At 64.2% G+C, this 19,811-nt stretch carries 18 protein-coding genes and 3 tRNA genes; 12 read left to right on the top strand and 9 right to left on the bottom strand.

The features are described from left to right. Window positions 1-126: 126 nt before the first annotated feature. The 4 genes from tig to A5892_RS09735 all read right to left on the bottom strand — a co-directional run bounded on the left by tig (window position 127) and on the right by A5892_RS09735 (window position 2,197). Window positions 127-1,488: a trigger factor gene (gene tig / locus A5892_RS09750; RefSeq protein WP_064122638.1), complete on the bottom strand. Its 1,362-nt coding sequence runs from the start codon at window positions 1,486-1,488 to the stop codon at window positions 127-129. Window positions 1,489-1,833: 345 nt separating this feature from the next. Further along, window positions 1,834-1,908, bottom strand: a tRNA-His gene (locus tag A5892_RS09745). A gap of 70 nt (window positions 1,909-1,978) precedes the next feature. Continuing rightward, window positions 1,979-2,055, bottom strand: a tRNA-Arg gene (locus A5892_RS09740). Between the two features lie 65 nt (window positions 2,056-2,120). Then, window positions 2,121-2,197 (bottom strand) — tRNA-Pro (locus tag A5892_RS09735). A 263-nt stretch (window positions 2,198-2,460) separates the two neighbouring features. Here A5892_RS09735 and folD point away from each other — a divergent pair. The 3 genes from folD (at window position 2,461) to A5892_RS09720 (ending at window position 4,580) form a co-directional block, all read left to right on the top strand. Next, a complete protein-coding gene (gene folD, locus A5892_RS09730) occupies window positions 2,461-3,321 on the top strand; it encodes a bifunctional methylenetetrahydrofolate dehydrogenase/methenyltetrahydrofolate cyclohydrolase FolD (protein WP_064122637.1) in 861 nt (286 codons plus the stop codon). Window positions 3,322-3,393: 72 nt separating this feature from the next. Then, window positions 3,394-3,864 carry an S-ribosylhomocysteine lyase gene (locus tag A5892_RS09725; RefSeq protein ID WP_064122636.1) on the top strand — a complete coding sequence of 157 codons (471 nt, stop codon included), beginning with the start codon at window positions 3,394-3,396 and terminating at the stop codon, window positions 3,862-3,864. Beyond that, entirely contained in the window at window positions 3,864-4,580 is a 717-nt protein-coding gene (locus A5892_RS09720) for a 5'-methylthioadenosine/adenosylhomocysteine nucleosidase (RefSeq protein WP_064122635.1), read from the top strand. The genes A5892_RS09725 and A5892_RS09720 overlap by 1 nt, the downstream gene beginning before the upstream one ends. A gap of 86 nt (window positions 4,581-4,666) precedes the next feature. On the opposite strand, the gene A5892_RS09715 is transcribed toward A5892_RS09720, so the two are convergent. The 4 genes from A5892_RS09715 to A5892_RS09700 form a co-directional block, all read right to left on the bottom strand. Continuing rightward, window positions 4,667-5,593 carry a CopD family protein gene (locus A5892_RS09715; protein ID WP_064122634.1) on the bottom strand — a complete coding sequence of 309 codons (927 nt, stop codon included), beginning with the start codon at window positions 5,591-5,593 and terminating at the stop codon, window positions 4,667-4,669. Between the two features lie 3 nt (window positions 5,594-5,596). Continuing rightward, complete coding sequence (locus tag A5892_RS09710) at window positions 5,597-5,956, bottom strand: copper resistance CopC family protein (protein ID WP_190295675.1); 360 nt, start codon at window positions 5,954-5,956, stop codon at window positions 5,597-5,599. A 175-nt stretch (window positions 5,957-6,131) separates the two neighbouring features. Continuing rightward, window positions 6,132-7,520, bottom strand: a complete 1,389-nt coding sequence (gene cysS, locus A5892_RS09705) for a cysteine--tRNA ligase (protein WP_064122632.1) — start codon at window positions 7,518-7,520, stop codon at window positions 6,132-6,134. A gap of 4 nt (window positions 7,521-7,524) precedes the next feature. Further along, window positions 7,525-9,204 carry a glutamine--tRNA ligase/YqeY domain fusion protein gene (locus tag A5892_RS09700; RefSeq protein WP_064122631.1) on the bottom strand — a complete coding sequence of 560 codons (1,680 nt, stop codon included), beginning with the start codon at window positions 9,202-9,204 and terminating at the stop codon, window positions 7,525-7,527. A gap of 230 nt (window positions 9,205-9,434) precedes the next feature. Here A5892_RS09700 and A5892_RS09695 point away from each other — a divergent pair, with 230 nt between their 5' ends. Next, on the top strand, window positions 9,435-9,932 hold the full coding sequence (locus tag A5892_RS09695; protein ID WP_064122630.1) for a peptidylprolyl isomerase: 498 nt from the start codon (window positions 9,435-9,437) through the stop codon (window positions 9,930-9,932). A gap of 80 nt (window positions 9,933-10,012) precedes the next feature. Continuing rightward, window positions 10,013-10,774: a UDP-2,3-diacylglucosamine diphosphatase gene (locus A5892_RS09690; RefSeq protein ID WP_064122629.1), complete on the top strand. Its 762-nt coding sequence runs from the start codon at window positions 10,013-10,015 to the stop codon at window positions 10,772-10,774. A gap of 27 nt (window positions 10,775-10,801) precedes the next feature. On the opposite strand, the gene A5892_RS09685 is transcribed toward A5892_RS09690, so the two are convergent. Further along, on the bottom strand, window positions 10,802-11,440 hold the full coding sequence (locus A5892_RS09685; protein WP_064122628.1) for a tRNA-(ms[2]io[6]A)-hydroxylase: 639 nt from the start codon (window positions 11,438-11,440) through the stop codon (window positions 10,802-10,804). A 190-nt stretch (window positions 11,441-11,630) separates the two neighbouring features. Between A5892_RS09685 and acnB the strand changes: the two genes are divergently transcribed. From acnB to A5892_RS09650, 7 genes are all read left to right on the top strand, one after another. Then, on the top strand, window positions 11,631-14,231 hold the full coding sequence (gene acnB / locus A5892_RS09680) for a bifunctional aconitate hydratase 2/2-methylisocitrate dehydratase (protein WP_064122627.1): 2,601 nt from the start codon (window positions 11,631-11,633) through the stop codon (window positions 14,229-14,231). Between the two features lie 245 nt (window positions 14,232-14,476). After that, a complete protein-coding gene (locus A5892_RS09675) occupies window positions 14,477-15,043 on the top strand; it encodes an outer membrane beta-barrel protein (RefSeq protein WP_064122626.1) in 567 nt (188 codons plus the stop codon). A gap of 135 nt (window positions 15,044-15,178) precedes the next feature. Continuing rightward, the gene (locus tag A5892_RS09670) at window positions 15,179-16,129 is read left to right on the top strand and encodes a sugar-binding transcriptional regulator (protein WP_223302854.1); all 951 of its coding nucleotides are present in this window, start codon (window positions 15,179-15,181) and stop codon (window positions 16,127-16,129) included. 93 nt (window positions 16,130-16,222) lie between these two features. Further along, entirely contained in the window at window positions 16,223-16,885 is a 663-nt protein-coding gene (deoC, locus tag A5892_RS09665) for a deoxyribose-phosphate aldolase (protein WP_064122625.1), read from the top strand. 20 nt (window positions 16,886-16,905) lie between these two features. Next, entirely contained in the window at window positions 16,906-17,319 is a 414-nt protein-coding gene (locus A5892_RS09660; RefSeq protein ID WP_064122624.1) for a cytidine deaminase, read from the top strand. A 65-nt stretch (window positions 17,320-17,384) separates the two neighbouring features. Further along, the gene (locus A5892_RS09655; RefSeq protein ID WP_064122623.1) at window positions 17,385-18,563 is read left to right on the top strand and encodes a NupC/NupG family nucleoside CNT transporter; all 1,179 of its coding nucleotides are present in this window, start codon (window positions 17,385-17,387) and stop codon (window positions 18,561-18,563) included. Between the two features lie 44 nt (window positions 18,564-18,607). Beyond that, window positions 18,608-19,807 carry a phosphopentomutase gene (locus A5892_RS09650; protein ID WP_064122622.1) on the top strand — a complete coding sequence of 400 codons (1,200 nt, stop codon included), beginning with the start codon at window positions 18,608-18,610 and terminating at the stop codon, window positions 19,805-19,807. The last annotated feature ends 4 nt before the right edge of the window (window positions 19,808-19,811 follow it).

The following is a 19,811-nucleotide window of genomic DNA, read 5'->3' as shown; positions in this document are numbered from 1 at the left end:
GGGGCTGTCATGCCAATGACCCTGCATTGCAAACCCACGACCCGGCCGAAGCCGGGTCGCGCGCGACCCGCTGCGATCAGCGCATCGCCTCCCCAGGCGGGTGCGACCGCGCACCCGCCGGAGAAATCACGCCTGGGTCTGCTTTTCCTCGGCGTCGGCATCGGCATCCTGCTCGTCCTCTTCCTTCGCCTGCGCGGCGGCCAGCGCATCCTGATAGGACATTTCGACCTCGCTCACCTTGGCCTGCTCGAGCAGCTTCTCGACCGACTTGTTCTCAAGCACCGCGGACTTGAGCTGATTCTTCATCTGCTCGTTGGCGAGGTACTGCTCGACCACCTGCTCGGGCTGCTGGTACTGCTGGGCGACGCGCTCGGCGAATGCGCGAATCTCTTCGTCGCTCGCCTCGACGCCCTGCTGGCTGATCACCTCGGCGAGCAGCAGACCGACCTGCACGCGCGAACGCCCCTGCTCTTCGAACAGTTCGTTCGGTAGCTGGGTGACGTCGAAGTCATCCCCGAGCCCGAACTGCTGCGCAGCCTGACGCTTGAGCGCGTCGATTTCCTGCTGCACCAGCGCCTTGGGCACCTCGATCGGATTAGCGCTCTTCAGCGCATCGATCACCTGCTGCTTGACCCGGTTCTCGACCGCCGAATCCAGCTCGCGCTGCATGTTCTTGCGGACCTCGGCCTTGAATTCGGCGAGATCGCCACTCTCGACACCGAAACGCTTGGTGAACTCGGCGTCGATCTCGGGCAGTGATTGCGCCTCGACCTTGTGCACCTTGGTCTTGAAGGTCGCTTCCTTGCCCGCCAGGTGCTCGGCCTGGTAGTCAGCCGGGAAAGTCACGCTGAGAGTCGGCTCGTCGCCCGCGCTGGCGCCGACCAGCTGGCCTTCGAAGCCAGGGATGAAGCTTGCGGATCCGAGCACCAGCTTGTGCCCTTCGCCCTTGCCGCCCTCGAAAGCCTCATCGCCGATGAATCCTTCGAAATCGATGGTGACCTGGTCGCCATCTTCGGCCGCACGCTCGACCACGCTCCAGTCGGCCGCCTGCTTGCGCAGGGTCTCGACCATCTCGTCGACGTCGGCGTCGGTGATCTCGGCCTTGGGACGCTCGATCTCGGCGCCTTCGATGCCGACCAGCTCGATCTGCGGATAGACTTCGATGCTGGCGACGAATTCAAGATCCTTGCCCGGCTCGTTGACGGTCGGCTCGATTTCGGGGAAACCGGCCGGGTTCAGCGACTCCTGGGTCAGCGCCTGTACGTAGTTCTGACGAATCAGCTCGCCTACGGCTTCACTGCGCGCTTCCGAACCAAAACGGCTGCGCACCACCTTCATCGGCACCTTGCCCGGGCGGAAACCCTTGAGCTTCACATTCCTGGCAGTCTGCTGCAGACGGGCATCGACGGCTTGGTCGACCTGAGCGGCCGGTACCTGGATGGTCAGGCGGCGCCCGATCGCAGAAGTCGTTTCGACAGACACTTGCATGGATGATCCTCTACCCGCTGGGAGTTGCGTGTTGGCGCACCGTGCGAATCCTGGTCAAACGACGCTCGCACGGCGACAGGAATGAATCGAGACTGGATATCAAAGGCGAAGATTCTAAGAACCCCGCCCCGCGCTGGCAAGCGCACTCGAAGGCTAAAAATGGGGATAAAATCGGCTGATTCAAGCCTGGCAGCGGTTTTCCAGGGATTATTTGGTCGAGAGAGGCGAATCGGCGTTCAGCCTCGGACAAACTGACAGGCATAAAAAAAGAGAGCATCAAGGCTCTCTTTTTTTCTCTTCCTTCCCGTTCAGCCAACCGCTGGCAGACGAGAGGCGATTCGGCAATGGGGTGGATGATGGGGATCGAACCCACGACCACCGGAGCCACAATCCGGGGCTCTACCACTGAGCTACATCCACCACTACCGAAACAACGCATCGGATTTCGCCGACTCACCCAACCTTGGGCCTCACCCATGCGGACGATGCTTGGCACGCCCAGCAGGACTCGAACCTGCAACCTACGGCTTAGAAGGCCGTTGCTCTATCCGGTTGAGCTATGGGCGCATGGTACGTCCAGCAACCCTTCTCGTCAAACTCTTTTTTGAAATTTTCATTCCAAATCAAAGAGTTGGTCGGGGTAGAGGGATTCGAACCCCCGACATCCTGCTCCCAAAGCAGGCGCGCTACCAGACTGCGCTATACCCCGAGGCGGCGTCGATCTCCATCGATGCGAGGCGCATTCTACCGGCTTTCTCGCGACGGTCAAGCATCCTCCTCCACGATGCCCGCGCCGGCGGCTTTGCCTGCTCGCGGTGGCGTGAGACAATCGTCGCATTCTCGTCCCTGCGGTTTGCGCTGCGCGCACTCCGCCGGCACGGCCGTGGTCACCCGCGCACCCTCGCCATTCCCGCCGGGATACGGACCCCTCTCCTTCCAATCACCGGCTTCAAGCAAGAGGATACTCAATCGATGGCCGCGCAATTGATCGATGGCAAGACGGTCGCCCAACTCATTGGCAAGGAGGTCGCCGCCGAAATAGCGAAACGCCATCGTAACGGCCAGCGCACCCCGGGGCTTGCGGTGATCCTGGTCGGCGAGGACCCCGCATCGGAAGTCTATGTGCGCAACAAGCAGCGCGCCTGCGAGCAGGCTGGCATCCATTCGGTGAAGCATCGGCTCGGCGCCGATACGACCCAGGCCGAACTCGAGCGGCTGGTCGACAACCTCAACGCAGACTTGAGCATCGATGGCATCCTGCTTCAGCTACCACTGCCCGCCCACCTCGATGCACGCCCGATCCTCGAGCGCATTCACCCGGACAAGGACGTCGACGGCTTCCATCCCTATAACCTCGGCCGCCTCGCCCAGCGCCTGCCGGTGCTGCGTCCTTGCACGCCGAAAGGGATCATGCGCTTGCTCGAGCACTACCAGTTGCCCACTCGCGGCCTCGATGCCACGATCGTCGGCGCCAGTAACATCGTCGGCCGTCCAATGGCGCTCGAGTTGCTGCTCGCCGGCGCGACGACCACCATCTGCCATCGCTTCACCCACGACCTCGAACGCCACGTGCGCAATGCCGAGCTGCTGGTGGTCGCGGTAGGCAAGCCTGGGCTGGTCAAGGGCGAATGGATCCGCGAGGGCGCCATCGTCATCGATGTGGGGATCAACCGCATGGAAGACGGCCGGCTTTATGGCGACATCGAGTTCGCTCCAGCCGCCGAGCGCGCGGCCTGGATCACGCCGGTGCCCGGCGGCGTCGGGCCGATGACCGTCGCCTCGCTGCTGGAGAACACGCTGCTGGCGGCACAGCTGCACGACGCTGCGCACTGAGCCGATCCTCTATACTTCTCATCCAGCGGCCGCCCTCAAGCCAGCGCCCACACACTCAACCTGGAGAACTCCATGAGCGAAGAGAAGAGAATGAACGTCGAAAGCTTCAACCTGGATCACACCAAGGTGAAGGCGCCGTTCGTTCGCCTTGCAGGCATCAAGGAAGGCGTCAACGGTGATCGCATCCACAAGTACGACATGCGTTTCTGCCAGCCCAACGTGGAGCACATGGACATGCCTGCGCTGCACTCGCTGGAACACCTGATGGCCGAACTGTCGCGCAACCATAGCGACAAGATCGTCGACATCAGCCCGATGGGCTGCCAGACCGGCTTCTACGTCGCGCTGATCAACCACGACGACTACGACGACGTACTCGCGCTGCTCGAGAAGACCCTGCGTGACGTGCTCGAGGCCGATGAAGTGCCGGCCTGCAACGAAGTGCAGTGCGGCTGGGCGGCCAGCCACAGCCTCAACGGCGCGAAGCGCCTCGCCCAGGCGTTTCTCGCCAAGCGTGACGAGTGGTCGCAGGTGTTCGCCTGATGGCGGCGAGTAGCGGTGTGCAGGTCGCGCTGATCGGCGCAATGGCCCAGGAGGTCGACGCGCTACTCACTCATTTGGAGAGAGGCGAGCGCTTGGAGCATGGCGGCTCGACCTTCCACCTCGGCCGCCTGCGCGGCATCGAGGTCGTGGTCCTCGAGTCGGGGATCGGCAAGGTCAATGCAGCGATCGCCACTACGCTTGCCTTCGAGCGTTTCGCGCCTAGGGCGGTGATCAACGTAGGCTCCGCCGGCGGCTTCGGCGATCGGCTCGCGATCGGCGACGTAGTGATCTCGAGCGAAGTCTGCCATCACGATGTCGACGTTACCCCGTTCGGCTACGCACTGGGCCAGGTGCCGGGCATGCCGGCTCGCTTCGCCGCCGACCCGCGGCTGGTCGCCCTCGCTCGCGAAGCGCTCGAGGGGCTGGACGGTATCACCGCCCATGAGGGGCTGATCGGTTCAGGCGATGTCTTCGTCGCCGGAGGCGCTGTGGTCGCGAGCCTGCGCAGCCGGTTTCCCGAAATGATCGCCGCCGAGATGGAAGCCGCCGCCGTTGCCCAGACCTGCCATCGCCATGGCTGTCCATTCGTGGTCACCCGCGCGGTCTCGGACTTGCCCGAGCGCGAGGCCAACAGCGTCGATTTCGAGACCTTCCTCGGCATCGCTGCGGCCAACTCGGCGCGAATGGTGGCCTCGATGCTCGAGCGCCTCGACTGACTCCACGCTCCATCCGCTAGCGAATGCGAAAAGCCCCGACGGGAAGACCTTCCCACTGGGGCTTGAGCGCCTCCCACCCGTCTCACTCAATGCCCCATGTGACCCGGGGGAGGCTGACCAGCGAGCAGCGCCGCGGCCAGCAGCATGGCGCAGCCAAGCAGGATCTCGATTCCCAGCGTGACTCGCAGGCCACCCGGCGAGTGCTCGGCGCGCGCGAGCCAGCAAAACCGGTTGATCGCTGCCAGTGCGAGCAAGCCAAGGAACAATATCCCCTTGAGCAGCACCAGCACACCGTAGCTCGTGTTGAACAGCGCCTCCCAACTGCCGACCAGAGCCGCGGACTGGAACAGCCCGCTAATCAACAGCGCCACCACGCAGCCCATTCCCAGCAGCGAAAAACGCGATAGCATCACGCCCGCCGCGCTGGGCGCCAGGATGCAGCCGATCAGCAGGCCTGGGAGGCTGCCGAGCCACAGCGCCGCCGCCAGCACATGCACCGTCATCGGCCATAGATAGCCGGGTGCGATCGAAGCGCCATGCCCCATCATCGGCTGCAGCAGCGCGACCAGCGCCAACACCACCAGCGCCGCGCCGCGCAGCTCCTTGACCACGACGTTCAAGCGCGACCAGCACGCCAATGCGACCAACACCCAGGCAAGCGCCAGCAGTGCGAGACGCACGCGCAGCTCGCCACCGAAGAAGGTCTGGAACAGGATCACCTCGAGGTAGGGACGCACCTCACCAAGCGTCTCCACCCCAGTCATCTGCACCCCGATCAGCGGCCACCAGCCCAAAGCAAGCAGCATCGCCAGCGGCAGGCAGCAGTGACTGAGCCACAGCAGGCGTCGGCGCAGCGCGCCAACGCCATCTAGGCTGGCCGGCAGCAGCAGCCACGCCACTACCAGGCTGGCGAGGGCGACCGATACCGACCCGAGGTAGCTCGCGCGTACGGCGGCGAGCAGCAGTTGCAGAGGAGTCTCGCTGACCCGCTCGCCGAACAGATTGAGCACCATGGATCAGTCCGGCTGGACGGTGAATTCCAGGCTATCTTCGATCCGATGCGTGTCGACCGAAGTGACTTTCACCTCGACGCTGTATTGGCCTGGCGCCAGTTCGGGCAGTTCGACCCGGTAACGATGGGTCCCCGAAGCATCGGCGGTGAGCGCACCGATCTCGATCGCCTGTCCGGCTTCATCTTCGAGCGTCACCTGGCTCAGCGAGGTCTCGACGCCTTCACTGAAATCAAATACCAGCTCGGTGGGCGCGGTCGCGAGTTCGGCGCCATCGGCGGGTTGGCTCGATGTCAGGCTGGCGTGAGCGAAGGCAAGCGGCGCGACCAGGGTCAGCGCCAGGGCGGTAAACGACTTACGAAGCATAGGGTTACCCATTGGTTTGCAGACGAGCCGAGCAAGACTAGCAGCTTTGCCGCAGCGATTCACTTAAACCGTGAAGGCCCGCCGCAGCGCTCGCCGCCCCTTCCTCCCGCCCCTTCCGCCGGGCGCAAAAAAGCCCGCCATCCAACGGAAGGCGGGCCTTGAATCCTGACCGTGCTCAGCGCTTGTCGAACACCCAGCTGGTTCCTTCGCGACCATCCTTGAGCACGATACCGAGCGAGTCGAGCTCGTCACGAATCCGATCAGCGGTGGCGAAATCCCTGCTGCGCTTGGCCTGCGCACGCGCCTCGATACGCGCTTCGATCTCCTCGGCCGGCAGTGGCAGCGCCGCCTCGCCACGGAGGAAATCGCTCGGCGCACGCTCGAGCAGGCCGAGGATCGCCGCCAGCCGCTTGAGCTCGAAAGCGAGCGCGGGCGCAAGCTGAGGCGATTCACCCTTGGCGCGATTGAGCTCGCGGACGAGATCGAACAGCGCCGCCAGCGCCAGCGCGGTGTTGAAGTCGTCGTCCATCGCAGCGAAGAAGCGCTCGGCGAAGCTGCCATCCACTTCTCCGGCAGCCGCCTCGACTCCCTCGAGCGCGGTATAGAAGCGAACCAGCGAGCGCCGGGCATCCTCGAGCGAATCCGCAGTGTAGCTGATCGGGCTGCGATAGTGGCTGGCCAGCAGCAGGTAGCGCACGCTCTCGGGATCGTGGTGCTCGAACACCTCGCGCAGGGTGAAGAAGTTGCCCAGCGACTTCGACATCTTCTCGTCGTTGACCCTGAGCGCTCCCGCGTGCATCCAAACCATCGCGTAGGGCTTGCCGGTGGCCGCCTCGCTCTGGGCGATCTCGTTCTCGTGATGGGGGAAGGTCAAATCCGGCCCGCCCCCATGGATGTCGAAGCTGTCGCCCAGGCAGCAGGTCGACATCGCCGAGCACTCGATATGCCAGCCGGGGCGTCCGTCGCCCCAGGGCGAAGGCCAGCGCGTCTCGCCCGGCTTCGCTGCCTTCCATAGCACGAAGTCGAGCGGGTCCTCCTTGGCCTCGCCGACTTCGATCCTGGCACCGGAGCGCATCTCATCAGGGTTGCGGTTGTTGAGCTTGCCGTAGCCAGCGAAGCTGCGCACCCGGTAGTAGACGTCCCCGTTGTCGGCCGCGTAGGCGTGGCCCTTGACGATCAGCGTCTGGATCATCCGCTGGATATCGCCGATGTGCGCGGTGGCGCGAGGCTCATGGTCGGGCCGCAGCACGTTGAGTCGTGCCTCGTCCTCGTGCATCGCCTCGATCATCCGCGCGGTCAGCGCATCGATCGGCTCGCCGTTCTCCTGGGCGCGCTTGATGATCTTATCGTCGATATCGGTGATGTTGCGCACGTACTCGACCACGTAACCGCGTGAGCGCAGGTAGCGGGTGACCACATCGAAGGCGACCATCACTCGACCGTGACCGAGATGGCAGTAGTCGTAGACGGTCATCCCGCAGACGTACATCCTCACCCGCTTGGAATCGAGCAGCACCAGCGGTGCCTTGCTCCGGGTCAGGGTGTTGTAGATCCGTACGCTCATCACTTCACCCCTTCTTCTGCGCCTTGGCCCAGCCGTCCTTGAGACTTACCGTGCGATTGAATACACGCTTACCGTCGACCCCATGCTCACGTCGATCGGCGCAGAAGTAGCCGACCCGTTCGAACTGGAAGCGATCCTCCGACGCGGCACCGGCCAGCGACGGCTCGGCGATCCCCTGCACCACCTCGAGCGAGTGCGAATTGAGATGGGAGAGGAAATCGCCCTCCTTGTCCTTGTCCGGCGCCTCGACGGTGAACAGGTTGTCGTAGTTGCGCACTTCGACCGGCACACCGTGGCGTGCGCTGACCCAGTGGATCACGCCCTTGACCTTGCGGCCCTCGGGGTTGGCGCCGAGGGTGGCGAGATCGACGCTGCAGTGCAGCGCCTCGATCTCGCCGGCCGCGTTCTTCACCACTTCGTCGCAGCGGATCACGTACGCGTTGCGCAGCCGCACCTCCTGGCCGGGCGCGAGGCGGAAGAACTTCTTCGGCGGCTCTTCCATGAAATCGTCGGCGTCGATGTAGATCTCGCGGTTGAGCGGCAGTCGACGCACGCCCATGTCGTCACGCGCCGGATGGCCCGGCACCTCGATGATCTCCTCATGCGCCTCGTCGAGGTTGGTCAGCACCACCTTGAGCGGCTTGAGCACGCACATCGCCCGGGGCGCGTTGTCCTCGAGATCCGAGCGAATGGCATGGTGCAGCATGGCGATGTCGACCACGCCATTGGCGCGCGCGACGCCGGTCATCTCGCAGAACTTGCGCAGCGAGGCCGGGGTATAGCCGCGCCGGCGCATCCCGGAGAGGGTCGGCATGCGAGGGTCGTCCCAACCTTCGACGATGCCTCGGTCGACCAGCAGCTTGAGCTTGCGCTTGGACGTCACCGTATAGTTGACGTTCATCCGCGCGAATTCGATCTGGCGCGGACGGCTCGGCACCGGCAGATGCTCGAGCAGCCAATCGTAGAGCGGGCGATGGTCCTCGAACTCGAGGGTGCAGATCGAGTGGGTGATGCCCTCGATCGCATCGGACTGGCCGTGGGCGAAGTCGTAGGAAGGATAGATCTTCCACTTGTCGCCGGTCTGATGATGGCTGGTATGGCGAATGCGATAGAGCACCGGATCGCGCAGATTGATGTTCGGTGCCGCCATATCGATCTTGGCGCGCAGCGCCTTCTCGCCCTCGGCGAATTCGCCCAGGCGCATCCGCTCGAGCAGGTAGAGGTTTTCCTCGGCCGGGCGTTCGCGATAGGGGCTCGGCCGCCCCGGCTCGGTGAGCGTGCCACGATATTCGCGCATTTCTTCCGCGCTGAGGTCGTCGACGTAGGCCAGCCCTTGGCGAACCAGGTGCTGGGCCCAGGCGTAGAGCTGGTCGAAATAGTCGGAAGCGTAGCGTACCTTGCCCGCCCACTCGAAGCCGAGCCAGTGGATATCCTCCTGGATCGCATCGATGTAGGCCTGCTCCTCCTTCGCCGGGTTGGTATCGTCGAAGCGCAGGTTGCAGCGACCGCCGAACTGTTCGGCGAGGCCGAAATTGACCCAGATCGACTTGGCATGGCCGATATGCAGGAATCCGTTGGGCTCCGGCGGGAAGCGGGTGACGATCGACACCTCACCTTCGCGCTCGATCTCGTCGCGGATCTGGTTGCGAAGGAAATTCGGGGCGCTGCTGCTCTCAACACTCATGGGGCGTCGCTGAACCTCGTGGTTGGCTACCGCGCCGCTCGAGGCGCGGGAAAAATGGCTTGGCGCCGGGTTCCGGGCGCGCGCGGAGGGCGGTTTCGCCGATCCGATCGAAACCGCTATTATAACGCCACGCAGCGATGCTGTACGCATCCAAGCGCCGATCCAGCGGGACCGCCGCACGCGCCGGTCCCCCTCCTGCGCCATCAAGGCGCTCAACCAGGGATTTCCGCATGATTCTCCTCTCCACCTCGAAGGGCGACATCAAGGTTCGTCTGTTCGACGACAAGGCACCCGAGACCGCCGCCAACTTCGAGCGCTACGTCCGCGACGGCCACTACGACGGCACCCTGTTCCACCGCGTGATCGGCAACTTCATGATCCAGGGCGGCGGCTTCGACACCGACTTCGCGCAGAAACCGACCCAGGCGCCAATCAAGAACGAAGCCGACAACGGCCTCAGCAACCGCCGCGGCACCCTGGCGATGGCGCGCACCGCCGACCCGCATTCGGCAAGCGCACAGTTCTTCATCAACGTCGCCGACAACACCTTCCTCGACCACACCGCGCCGACCTCCCAAGGCTGGGGCTACTGTGTGTTCGGCGAGGTGGTCGAAGGCATGGATGTGGTCGAGGCGATCGAGGGCGTGGCCACCGGTCGCCGCGGCATGCATGCCGACGTTCCGAGCGAGGACGTGGTGATCGAGCGCGCCCAGGTGGTCGACGCCTGAGCGACTCGTCGCGGCGGCCGTGTTGCGCCGCCGCGACGACACGATATGCTCAAGTCACATCCTCATTACAAAGAGACCTCATGATCACCCTGTTCATCGCAGACCTGCACCTCTCGCCCGAGCATCCCGAGCTCACCCAGGCACTCTTCGACTACCTGGACTACCGCGCTGCAGGTGCGCACGCGCTCTACATACTGGGCGATCTGTTCGACTATTGGATCGGCGACGACGCGATCGGCGAATTCGAGCGCTCGGTCGCCGACAAACTGGCCGAGTACGCAGGCAAGGGCACCCAGCTCTACCTGATGCACGGCAACCGCGACTTTCTCCTTGGACAGGACTTCGCCACGGCGGCCGGCGCCGAACTGATCGAGGATCCCTCGCTGATCATGCTCGGCGACGTACCGCTTCTACTGATGCATGGCGACAGCCTGTGCACCGACGACCAGGAATACATGGCGTTTCGCGCCATGGTCCGCGACCCGCAGTGGCAGCGATCGGTCCTCGCCCTGCCGATCGCCGAGCGGCTGCGGATGGCCGCGCAGCTGCGCGAGCGCTCGGGCGCGTCCAACTCGAACAAGAGCGACGAGATCATGGACGTCAACCCCGGGGCGGTGGAACGGATCATGCGCCAGTGCCAGGTACGCACCCTGATCCAGGGACACACCCACCGCCCCGACGTGCACGACTTCTTGATCGACGACGAGGTGGTACGCCGCTACGTGGTCGGCGACTGGCGGCTCGATCGCGAGGCCGATGTCGACATCGGCTGGGAAGTGCGCCACGACGGCCTGACCCTGACGCTCGAGCAGTTCTCGCTCAGCGAACTCGCCTACCACTAGCCCGCCGCCCATCACCTTGGTGCCCGCCTACGCCGCCGGCGGGCCGCTGTGGAATCGAAACTCCTCGTCGGGCGCCTCGATCAGCTCGCGCTCGCAGGCGCAGAAGAACGCCACCCGCTGGTCGATCGGGCCGACGCCCTGCTCTTGCGCGTACTGCTGCGCGAGTGCCAGATAGTCCTCGAAGTGGCGCCCCTCCGAACGCACCAGCGTGCGATAGAACTTCGCAAGCGTTGGATCGAGATGCGGGATCAGCACCGCGAAGCGCTCGCAGGAGCGCGCCTCGATCAGCGCACCGACGATCAGGATGTCGATCAACCGGCCCGGCTCACTGGTGCGCACATGGCGTCGCAGCCCCTCGGCGTAGCGCGAGGCGCTCAAGTGCTGATACTCGATCCCGCGCTCACGCATCAGCGTGACCACCTGCTCGAAGTGGAGCAGCTCCTCGCGGGCGAGCTGCGACATCTTTGTCAACAATTCAGACCGGTCGACATAGCGATACATCAGGTTCATCGCGGTGGTCGCGGCCTTCTTCTCGCACTGCGCGTGATCGATCAGCAAGAGGCGCTCGTTGCCGAGCGCCGCCTCGATCCACGCCGCCGGTGTGGGACAGGGTAGAAAATCGCGCAGCGCCTGGGGCAATGGCTCGGCGAGCTCGGGACTGGACATCGGCAGGTCCTTGGTTTCAGTGACTGGATAGAATGGTCGAAGACGTGCTTACACGCTCCGCCGCGGGCATGATAATGCATCGATGCCGAGGAGGAGAGACCGGACGCCCAATCGGGGTATCCGTCTTAACATTGTCGACATTCCGCGCTAGAATTCGCGCCATTACAACCGGACCGATGAGGATGCCCCCGTGCTAGAAGCCTACCGCCAACACGTAGAGGAGCGCGCCCAGGAAGGCGTGCCGCCGCAGCCTTTGAACGCCGAGATGACCGCTCAGCTGGTCGAGCTGCTCAAGGCCCCGCCGGCCGGCGAGGAGCAGTTCCTGCTCGACCTGCTGACCCATCGCGTGCCGCCCGGCGTCGATGAAGCCGCCTACGTCAAGGCGGGCTTTCTCGCTGCGATCGCGAAAGGTGAAGCCACCTCGCCGCTGATCGACGAGGTCCACGCGGTCAAACTGCTCGGCACCATGCAGGGCGGCTACAACATCGCCACCCTGGTCGAACTGCTCGACGACGAGGCATTGGCCGCCGAGGCCGCCGAGCAGCTCAAGCACACGCTTTTGATGTTCGACGCTTTCCACGATGTCACCGAGCGCGTCGAGGCCGGCAATCCTCACGCCAAGGCGCTGGTCGCGTCCTGGGCGGAAGCCGAATGGTTCACCAAGCGGCCGAAGCTTGCCGAGAAGATCACCCTGAGCGTGTTCAAGGTTCCCGGCGAGACCAACACCGACGACCTCTCTCCCGCGCCGGACGCCTGGTCGCGTCCGGATATCCCGCTGCACGCCAACGCGATGCTGAAGAACCAGCGCGAGGGCATCGAGCCCGAGGAGCCCGGCAAGCGCGGTCCCCAGGGCCAGATCGAGGCGGTGCGTTCCCAGGGCTACCCGGTGGTCTACGTCGGCGACGTGGTCGGCACCGGCTCCTCGCGTAAATCGGCGACCAACTCGGTGCTGTGGTTCTTCGGCGACGACCTTCCCTTCGTGCCCAACAAGCGCAGCGGCGGCTTCTGCTTCGGCGGCAAGATCGCGCCGATCTTCTTCAATACCATGGAGGATGCCGGTGCGCTGCCGATCGAGATGGACGTCTCGAAGATGGCGATGGGTGATGTGATCGACGTCTATCCCTATGAAGGCAAGGTCACCCGTCATGACAGCTCGGAAGTGATCTCGACCTTCGAGCTCAAGACCAAGGTGCTGCTCGACGAAGTGCGCGCGGGGGGACGCATTCCGCTGATCATCGGCCGCGGGCTGACTCAGAAGGCGCGCGAGTTCCTCGGCCTGGCGCCGAGCGAGGTGTTCGCCAAGCCCGAACAGCCGAAGGACTCCACCGCGGGCTACACCCTGGCGCAGAAGATGGTCGGTCGCGCCTGCAACATGGAAGGCGTGCGTCCAGGCATGTACTGCGAGCCGCGGATGACCACCGTCGGCTCCCAGGACACCACCGGACCGATGACCCGCGACGAGCTCAAGGACCTCGCCTGCCTCGGCTTCCAGGCCGACCTGGTGATGCAGTCGTTCTGCCACACCGCGGCGTACCCGAAGCCGATCGACGTCGAGATGCAGCATACCCTGCCCGACTTCATCATGAACCGCGGCGGCGTCTCGCTGCGCCCGGGCGACGGGATCATCCACTCCTGGCTCAACCGCATGCTGCTGCCCGACACCGTCGGCACCGGCGGAGACTCCCACACCCGCTTCCCGATGGGGATCTCCTTCCCCGCCGGCTCCGGGCTGGTCGCCTTCGCCGCCGCCACCGGGGTGATGCCGCTCGACATGCCGGAGTCGATCCTGGTCCGCTTCAAGGGCGAGCGCCGACCCGGCGTGACCCTGCGTGACCTGGTCCATGCGATCCCCTACTACGCGATCCAGCAGGGCCTGCTGACGGTCGAGAAGTCCGGCAAGAAGAATGCCTTCTCCGGGCGCATCCTCGAGATCGAAGGACTCGAGGATCTTACCGTCGAACAGGCCTTCGAGCTCTCCGACGCCTCCGCCGAGCGCAGTGCAGCGGGCTGTACCATCACGCTGTCCGAGCAGAGCGTGACCGAGTACCTGAAGTCCAACGTCACGCTGTTGAAGTGGATGCTCAGCAACGGCTACGGCGAAGTACGCACCATCGAGCGCCGGATCAAGGCGATGGAAGAGTGGCTGGCCAACCCCAGCCTGCTGCGTGCCGATGCCGATGCCGAGTACGCCGAGGTGATCGAGATCGATCTCGCCGAGGTCGACCAGCCGGTGCTCTGCGCACCGAACGACCCCGACGATGCGCGCCGCCTTTCCGAAGTCGCCGGTGAGAAGATCGACGAGGTGTTCATCGGCTCGTGCATGACCAACATCGGTCACTTCCGCGCCGCCGGCAAACTGCTCGAGAAGCAGCCCCCCGGTTCGCTGAAGACCCGCTTGTGGCTCGCACCACCGACCAAGATGGACAAGCACCAGCTCACCGAGGAAGGCTACTACGCCATCTACGAGCACGCGGGCGCACGGCTGGAGATGCCGGGCTGCTCGCTGTGCATGGGTAACCAGGCGCGGGTCGAGGCGAAATCGACGGTGGTCTCGACCTCCACCCGCAACTTCCCCAATCGCCTCGGCGACGGTGCCAACGTCTACCTCGCTTCCGCCGAGCTGGCGGCGATCGCTGCGGTGATCGGCCGGCTGCCGAGCGTCGAGGAGTACATGGGCTACATGGGCGAGTTCGATGCCATGGCCGGCGAGATCTACCGCTACATGAACTTCCACGAGATCGCCGAGTACCAGCAGGCGGCATCGACGGTGATTCCGCTCGAGCAGGCTTGATCCACTCGCCGCCGCGGTGCCCTCGGCATTGCGGCGGCGAGCATCCTTTCTTGCGCGAACACTGTTTCCCGTCTATACGATGTACATACTCTCGACAGTTCCACTAATCGAGAGTTTTTTTTGGCTGCACGACCTCAGGCGCTTGATTTAATGTCCCGGCGGGTGCATATTAAAAAACACTGTTCGGCAACGTATCGAACACCCAGGCGGATGCCTTGCAACGACTATTGATTAGGAGCAAGTCGATGAAACTTTCCACTTTCCTAGCTGCACCAGTGGTTCTCTCTTCCGCACTGATCGGCCTCAACGCCGCCAACGCGGCAGACGTCAGCAGCGGTCTGTATTCCGGTATCGGCGTGGGTAACACCATCGCTCACGATGTCCAGAGCAGCGCCGGTCTGGACGACAACAACGACACCAACTTGAACGCCTTCGTCGGCTACAAGTTCAACAACTGGTTCTCGACTGAACTCGGCTTCAACGATTTCGGCGACCTGCGCTTCAACAACGCCGATGGCTCCACCTCGGAGCTGGGTTCCAAGGCCTACAGCCTGAGCGCGATCGGTGAGATCCCGGTCTGGGCCGGCCTGATCGGCTATGGCCGCGTCGGCGGTGCCTACATCGATTCCGACATCAGCAGCAGCGATGTGGGTGTCGACGTCAACAGCGAGTGGGCCCCGGTCTACGGTCTTGGCGTCAAGTACCAGTGGGAAACCGTGCCGCTGTTCACCCGTCTCGAGTACACCCGTTACGACATCGATTCGGACTTCAAACTGGACACCACCCAGCTCTCCATCGGCGCCCAGTTCTGATTCCAGATGGCCTGAGCCATCCGACCGCTACCAACGAACGCGAAGCCTCGGCTTCGCGTTTTTTCGTTGCTCCTTTTTTGCTTACACTGCTCCACTCGGCGCCACACGCCTCCTTCCCGAATCGAGTGCCCTCACGTGTCCAAGATCAGCGACGACAAGCAAGCACTGAGCATCGAAGCCGCCCGCCTCTACTACCAAGCCGACTACAGCCAGCAGCAGATCGCCAATCGCCTCGGCCTCTCCCGCCCCACCGTCTCTCGCCTGCTCCAGCATGCCAAGCAGCAGGGCTATGTGCGCATCGAGATCCATGACCCGCGCGATACCCTGGACGAGCTGGCCGCACGCCTGGTCGAACACTTTGGCCTCAAAGAGGCACGGCTGTGCCATTCGCCGCTCGATCAATACGAGGAGATCCAGCGCCATCTCAGCGAGACCGCGGCGGAGTGGATCCATGACAACGTCAAGGACGGCGACATCATCGGCGTCACCTGGGGCACCACGATGTACGCGGTGGCGCGACGACTCGCCGCCAAGCCGATCAAGAACGTCGAGGTGGTCCAGCTCAAGGGCGGGATAAGCCACTCGGAGGTCGACACCCACGCTTTCGAAATCGCCCACCGCTTCGCCGACGCCTTCCACACCGTGCCCCACTACCTGCCGCTACCGGTGATCTTCGCCTGCCAACCGGTCAAGCGAATGGCCGAGGAGGATCCCCACGTGCGTCGAATCATCGAGCTGGGCCGCCGCGCCAACATCGCCGTATTCACCGTCGGCGTGGTCAGCCCGCAAGCCCTGCTGTTCCAACTCGGCTACTTCGACCAGGGCGAGATCGCCGGGCTGCTCGCGCGCGGCGTCGGCGACATCTGCTCGCGGGTGATCGACGCCGAGGGGCGCATCGTCAGCCCCGACCTCGACGCGCGCACCGTCGGCATCCGACTCGAGGAGCTCAAGACCAAGGAGAGCTCGGTGCTGGTGGCCGGGGGCGCGGAGCGCCTGGATGCCATCCACGCGGCACTGCGCGGCGGCTACGCAAACGTTTTGATCACCGATCAATACACCGCACGGGCACTGCTCGACCATGTCTGATCCATTGGTGAAATAAATTTCACATCCTGTTTTACACCTGATCAGGTTCATGCTATCACATCGCGCAGACACTTCCCTTGCTACGAGACCGCCATGTCCCTCACCCGCCTGATCGATCACACCCTGCTGCGCGCTGACGCGACCCGCGGGGAGATCCTCGCCCTGATCGAGGAAGCCCGGGAGCATGGGTTCGCTTCGGTCTGCGTCAATCCCTACTGGGTGGCGACCTGCGCCGAACGGCTGGCGGATGTCGAAGTACGGGTGTGCACCGTGGTGGGATTCCCGCTCGGCGCCACCACCACCGCGACCAAGGCATTCGAAACCCGGGAGGCCGTCTCCCACGGCGCGGATGAGATCGATATGGTGATCAACATCGGCGCGCTGAAGAGCGGCGATGATCTGCTGGTCGAGGCGGACGTGCGCGCGGTGGTCGAGGCGGCGGGCGAAGCTTTGGTGAAGGTAATCATCGAGACCGCACTGCTCGATGATGAACAAAAGCGCCGTGCCTGCGCGATCGCCTCGCGGGCCGGTGCTCGGTTCGTCAAGACCTCGACCGGTTTCGCCTCGGGCGGTGCCACCGTCGAGGATGTCGCCCTGATGGGCGAAGCGATTCCCCCCGGCATGGAGGTCAAGGCTTCAGGCGGCATCCGCTCGCGCGAGGATGCACAGCGCATGGTCGACGCCGGCGCCAGCCGCCTCGGTACCAGCGCAGGGGTATCGATAGCCCGGGGCGAACGCGGCGAAACCAACTACTGACCTTCCAGGAGATTCACCCGATGCTCGACGACGATCAGGTCCAGGCACTCGTCACGCAGGCGATCGAGGCCCGCCGACAGGCCTACATGCCCTACTCCTCCTTCGCGGTGGGTGCAGCGATTCTCAGCGAGGACGGTGAGGTCTTCCTCGGCTGCAACATCGAGAACGCCTCCTACGGACTGACCAACTGCGCCGAGCGAACCGCGGTGTTCAAGGCGGTCTCCTCCGGCCAGCGCCGGTTCAAGGCGATCGCGGTGGTCGCAGACACCCTCGAGCCAGTCTCGCCCTGTGGCGCCTGCCGCCAGGTGCTCGCCGAGTTCTGCGACGAGCATACCCGCATCCTGCTCGCCAACCTCGGCGGACAAGTGTGCGAATGCAGCATCGATGAACTGCTGCCCGGCGCCTTCCGCGCCCGCGACATGCACGAAGACTGAGCCGCTCGCATCCCACGAACAATCATAATCACGAGGCCGCCGGGCCTTCATGTGGAGCCACACCGATGAAGCTGCTGCTCGTTCCCGCCAGTCTGGCGGTGATCTACCTGCTCGCCTGGGCCGTCTCCAGCGATCGCCGCGGCATTCGCTATCGCCCCTTGCTGGTGATGCTGCTCACCCAGGTGGTGCTCGCCTTCCTGTTGCTCAATACCACTGCCGGCGCCTGGCTGATCGGTGGCTTCGCCGCTGGATTCGAAGCGCTGCTCGGCTTCGCGGGAGAGGGCATCGAGTTCGTCTTCGGTGGCATGGTCAATGAAGGCGCGTTCTCGTTTTTCGTCGCAGTGCTTCTGCCGATCGTATTCATCTCCGCGCTGATCGGCATTCTCCAGTACATCGGCGTGCTGCCGCTGTTGATGCGCGGTATCGGCTGGGTGCTCAGCTGGTTCAACGGCATGGGCAGGCTCGAGTCGTACAATGGCATCGCTTCACTGGTGCTCGGCCAGTCGGAAGTCTTCATCTCGCTCAAGAAGCAGCTCGGCCGGCTGCCCAGGCAGCGGCTCTACACCCTCTGCGCCTCGGCGATGTCGACGGTCTCGATGTCGATCGTCGGTGCCTACATGCAAATGATCGAGCCCCGCTACGTGGTCACCGCGCTGGCGCTCAACCTGTTCGGCGGCTTCATGATCGCGTCGATCATCAATCCTTACCGGGTTTCCGCGGACGAGGACCTGCTCGAAGTCGAGAATCCGCGCAATCAAGCGTTCTTCGAGATGCTCGGTGAATACATCCTCGATGGCTTCAAGGTCGCGGTGATCGTCGCCGCCATGCTGATCGGCTATGTCGCGCTGATCGCGATGATCAACGGCCTCTGCGAGTCCTTGGTCGGGGTCGACTTCCAGACCCTGATCGGCTATCTGTTCGCCCCGCTGGCGATGCTGATCGGCATCCCGCCGGCGGAATCGGTGGCCGGGGGCAGCCTGATCGCGACCAAGCTATTGAGCAACGAGTTCGTCGCCATGCTCCAGCTCGGCCAGTATCCAGAGCTCGGGCCGCGCACGATCGGCATCATCTCCGTCTTCCTGGTCTCGTTCGCCAACTTCTCGTCGATCGGTATCATCGTCGGCGCGATCAAGGCGCTCAACGACCCCCAGGGTACGGAGGTCGCCCGCTTCGGGCTCAAGTTGCTCTACGGCGCCACCCTGGTCAGCCTGCTGTCGGGAACCATCGCTAGTCTGTTCCTATGAAGGGGAACCTCCCGAGCAGCCACACCGACCGAAGGAGTATCAACATGCGGCGATTCAAGCGCATCCACCTGATCGTGCTCGATTCGGTGGGTATCGGGGAAGCGCCTGACGCAGCGGCGTTCGGCGATCTCGGTGCCGACACGCTGGGCCATATCGGCGCTACCGTGGAGGACTTCCACCTGCCCCACTTGGCCGCGCTCGGGCTCTCCAATATCCGCACCGCGCATGGACTTGCGCCGATCGACGGCGTGCCGGCCGCCGCGGCACCGACCGGCCGGGTCACCCGGATGATCGAAGCATCAAAGGGCAAGGACACCATGACCGGGCACTGGGAGCTGATGGGGCTTAAGATCGACACCCCCTTCCAGGTCTTCCCCGAGGGTTTTCCGCCTACGCTGATCGAGCGGATCGAGACGCTCAGTGGCCGCCGGGTGATCGGCAACAAACCCGCCAGCGGCACCGACGTGCTCGACGAGCTTGGGATGGAGCAGATCGAGACCGGCGCCCTGATCGTCTATACCTCGGCGGACTCGGTGCTGCAGATCGCCGCCCACGAGGAGGTGGTGCCGATCGATGAGCTCTATGCGATCTGCGCGAAGGTGCGCGAGCTCACCCTGGCGCCGGACTGCCGGGTCGGTCGAGTGATCGCCCGCCCGTTCCTCGGCCATCGGCCAGGAGAGTTCATGCGCACCGCCAACCGCCACGACTACGCACTGAAGCCATTCGCCCCCACCGTGCTCGATGCGCTCGAGGCCAGCGGCTTCGCCACCATCGGCATCGGCAAGATCGGTGACATCTTCGATGGCCAAGGCATCTCCAGGAGCCTGCGCACCCAGTCGAACGCGCACGGAATCGATACCCTGCTGGAGCTCCTCGACGAGCCATTCGAGGGGCTATCGTTTCTCAACCTGGTCGACTTCGATGCGATCTACGGCCACCGGCGCGACCCACGAGGCTATGCCCGCGCACTCGAGGCCTTCGACTCCCGGCTGCCCGAGCTGCTCGCGGCCCTGCAGGCCGACGACCTGCTGCTGATCACCGCCGATCACGGCAACGACCCGACCTTCCGCGGCACCGACCATACCCGTGAACGGGTGCCGCTGATCGCCTGCTCGCCGCGTTTCGCTGGCGGTGGCGTGCTGCCCGAGCGAACCAGCTTCGCCGACGTCGGTGCCACCATCGCCGAGAACTTCGGCGTTGCCGCACCCGACCACGGCGAGAGCTTTCTCGTCGAGCTCAACTGAATTA

The organism is Halotalea alkalilenta (assembly GCF_001648175.1).
Lineage (GTDB): Bacteria > Pseudomonadota > Gammaproteobacteria > Pseudomonadales > Halomonadaceae > Halotalea > Halotalea alkalilenta_A.
This window is presented reverse-complemented; position numbering and strand designations above follow the sequence as displayed.

What these genes read in the sequence shown, in the direction of transcription:
- tig (WP_064122638.1), bottom strand. Translation starts at nt 1,488, where the DNA reads ATGCAAGTGTCTGTCGAAACGACTTCTGCGATCGGGCGCCGCCTGACC.
- folD (WP_064122637.1), top strand. Translation starts at nt 2,461, where the DNA reads ATGGCCGCGCAATTGATCGATGGCAAGACGGTCGCCCAACTCATTGGC.
- A5892_RS09725 (WP_064122636.1), top strand. Translation starts at nt 3,394, where the DNA reads ATGAGCGAAGAGAAGAGAATGAACGTCGAAAGCTTCAACCTGGATCAC.
- A5892_RS09720 (WP_064122635.1), top strand. Translation starts at nt 3,864, where the DNA reads ATGGCGGCGAGTAGCGGTGTGCAGGTCGCGCTGATCGGCGCAATGGCC.
- A5892_RS09715 (WP_064122634.1), bottom strand. Translation starts at nt 5,593, where the DNA reads ATGGTGCTCAATCTGTTCGGCGAGCGGGTCAGCGAGACTCCTCTGCAA.
- A5892_RS09710 (WP_190295675.1), bottom strand. Translation starts at nt 5,956, where the DNA reads ATGCTTCGTAAGTCGTTTACCGCCCTGGCGCTGACCCTGGTCGCGCCG.
- cysS (WP_064122632.1), bottom strand. Translation starts at nt 7,520, where the DNA reads ATGAGCGTACGGATCTACAACACCCTGACCCGGAGCAAGGCACCGCTG.
- A5892_RS09700 (WP_064122631.1), bottom strand. Translation starts at nt 9,204, where the DNA reads ATGAGTGTTGAGAGCAGCAGCGCCCCGAATTTCCTTCGCAACCAGATC.
- A5892_RS09695 (WP_064122630.1), top strand. Translation starts at nt 9,435, where the DNA reads ATGATTCTCCTCTCCACCTCGAAGGGCGACATCAAGGTTCGTCTGTTC.
- A5892_RS09690 (WP_064122629.1), top strand. Translation starts at nt 10,013, where the DNA reads ATGATCACCCTGTTCATCGCAGACCTGCACCTCTCGCCCGAGCATCCC.
- A5892_RS09685 (WP_064122628.1), bottom strand. Translation starts at nt 11,440, where the DNA reads ATGTCCAGTCCCGAGCTCGCCGAGCCATTGCCCCAGGCGCTGCGCGAT.
- A5892_RS09675 (WP_064122626.1), top strand. Translation starts at nt 14,477, where the DNA reads ATGAAACTTTCCACTTTCCTAGCTGCACCAGTGGTTCTCTCTTCCGCA.
- deoC (WP_064122625.1), top strand. Translation starts at nt 16,223, where the DNA reads ATGTCCCTCACCCGCCTGATCGATCACACCCTGCTGCGCGCTGACGCG.
- A5892_RS09660 (WP_064122624.1), top strand. Translation starts at nt 16,906, where the DNA reads ATGCTCGACGACGATCAGGTCCAGGCACTCGTCACGCAGGCGATCGAG.
- A5892_RS09655 (WP_064122623.1), top strand. Translation starts at nt 17,385, where the DNA reads ATGAAGCTGCTGCTCGTTCCCGCCAGTCTGGCGGTGATCTACCTGCTC.
- A5892_RS09650 (WP_064122622.1), top strand. Translation starts at nt 18,608, where the DNA reads ATGCGGCGATTCAAGCGCATCCACCTGATCGTGCTCGATTCGGTGGGT.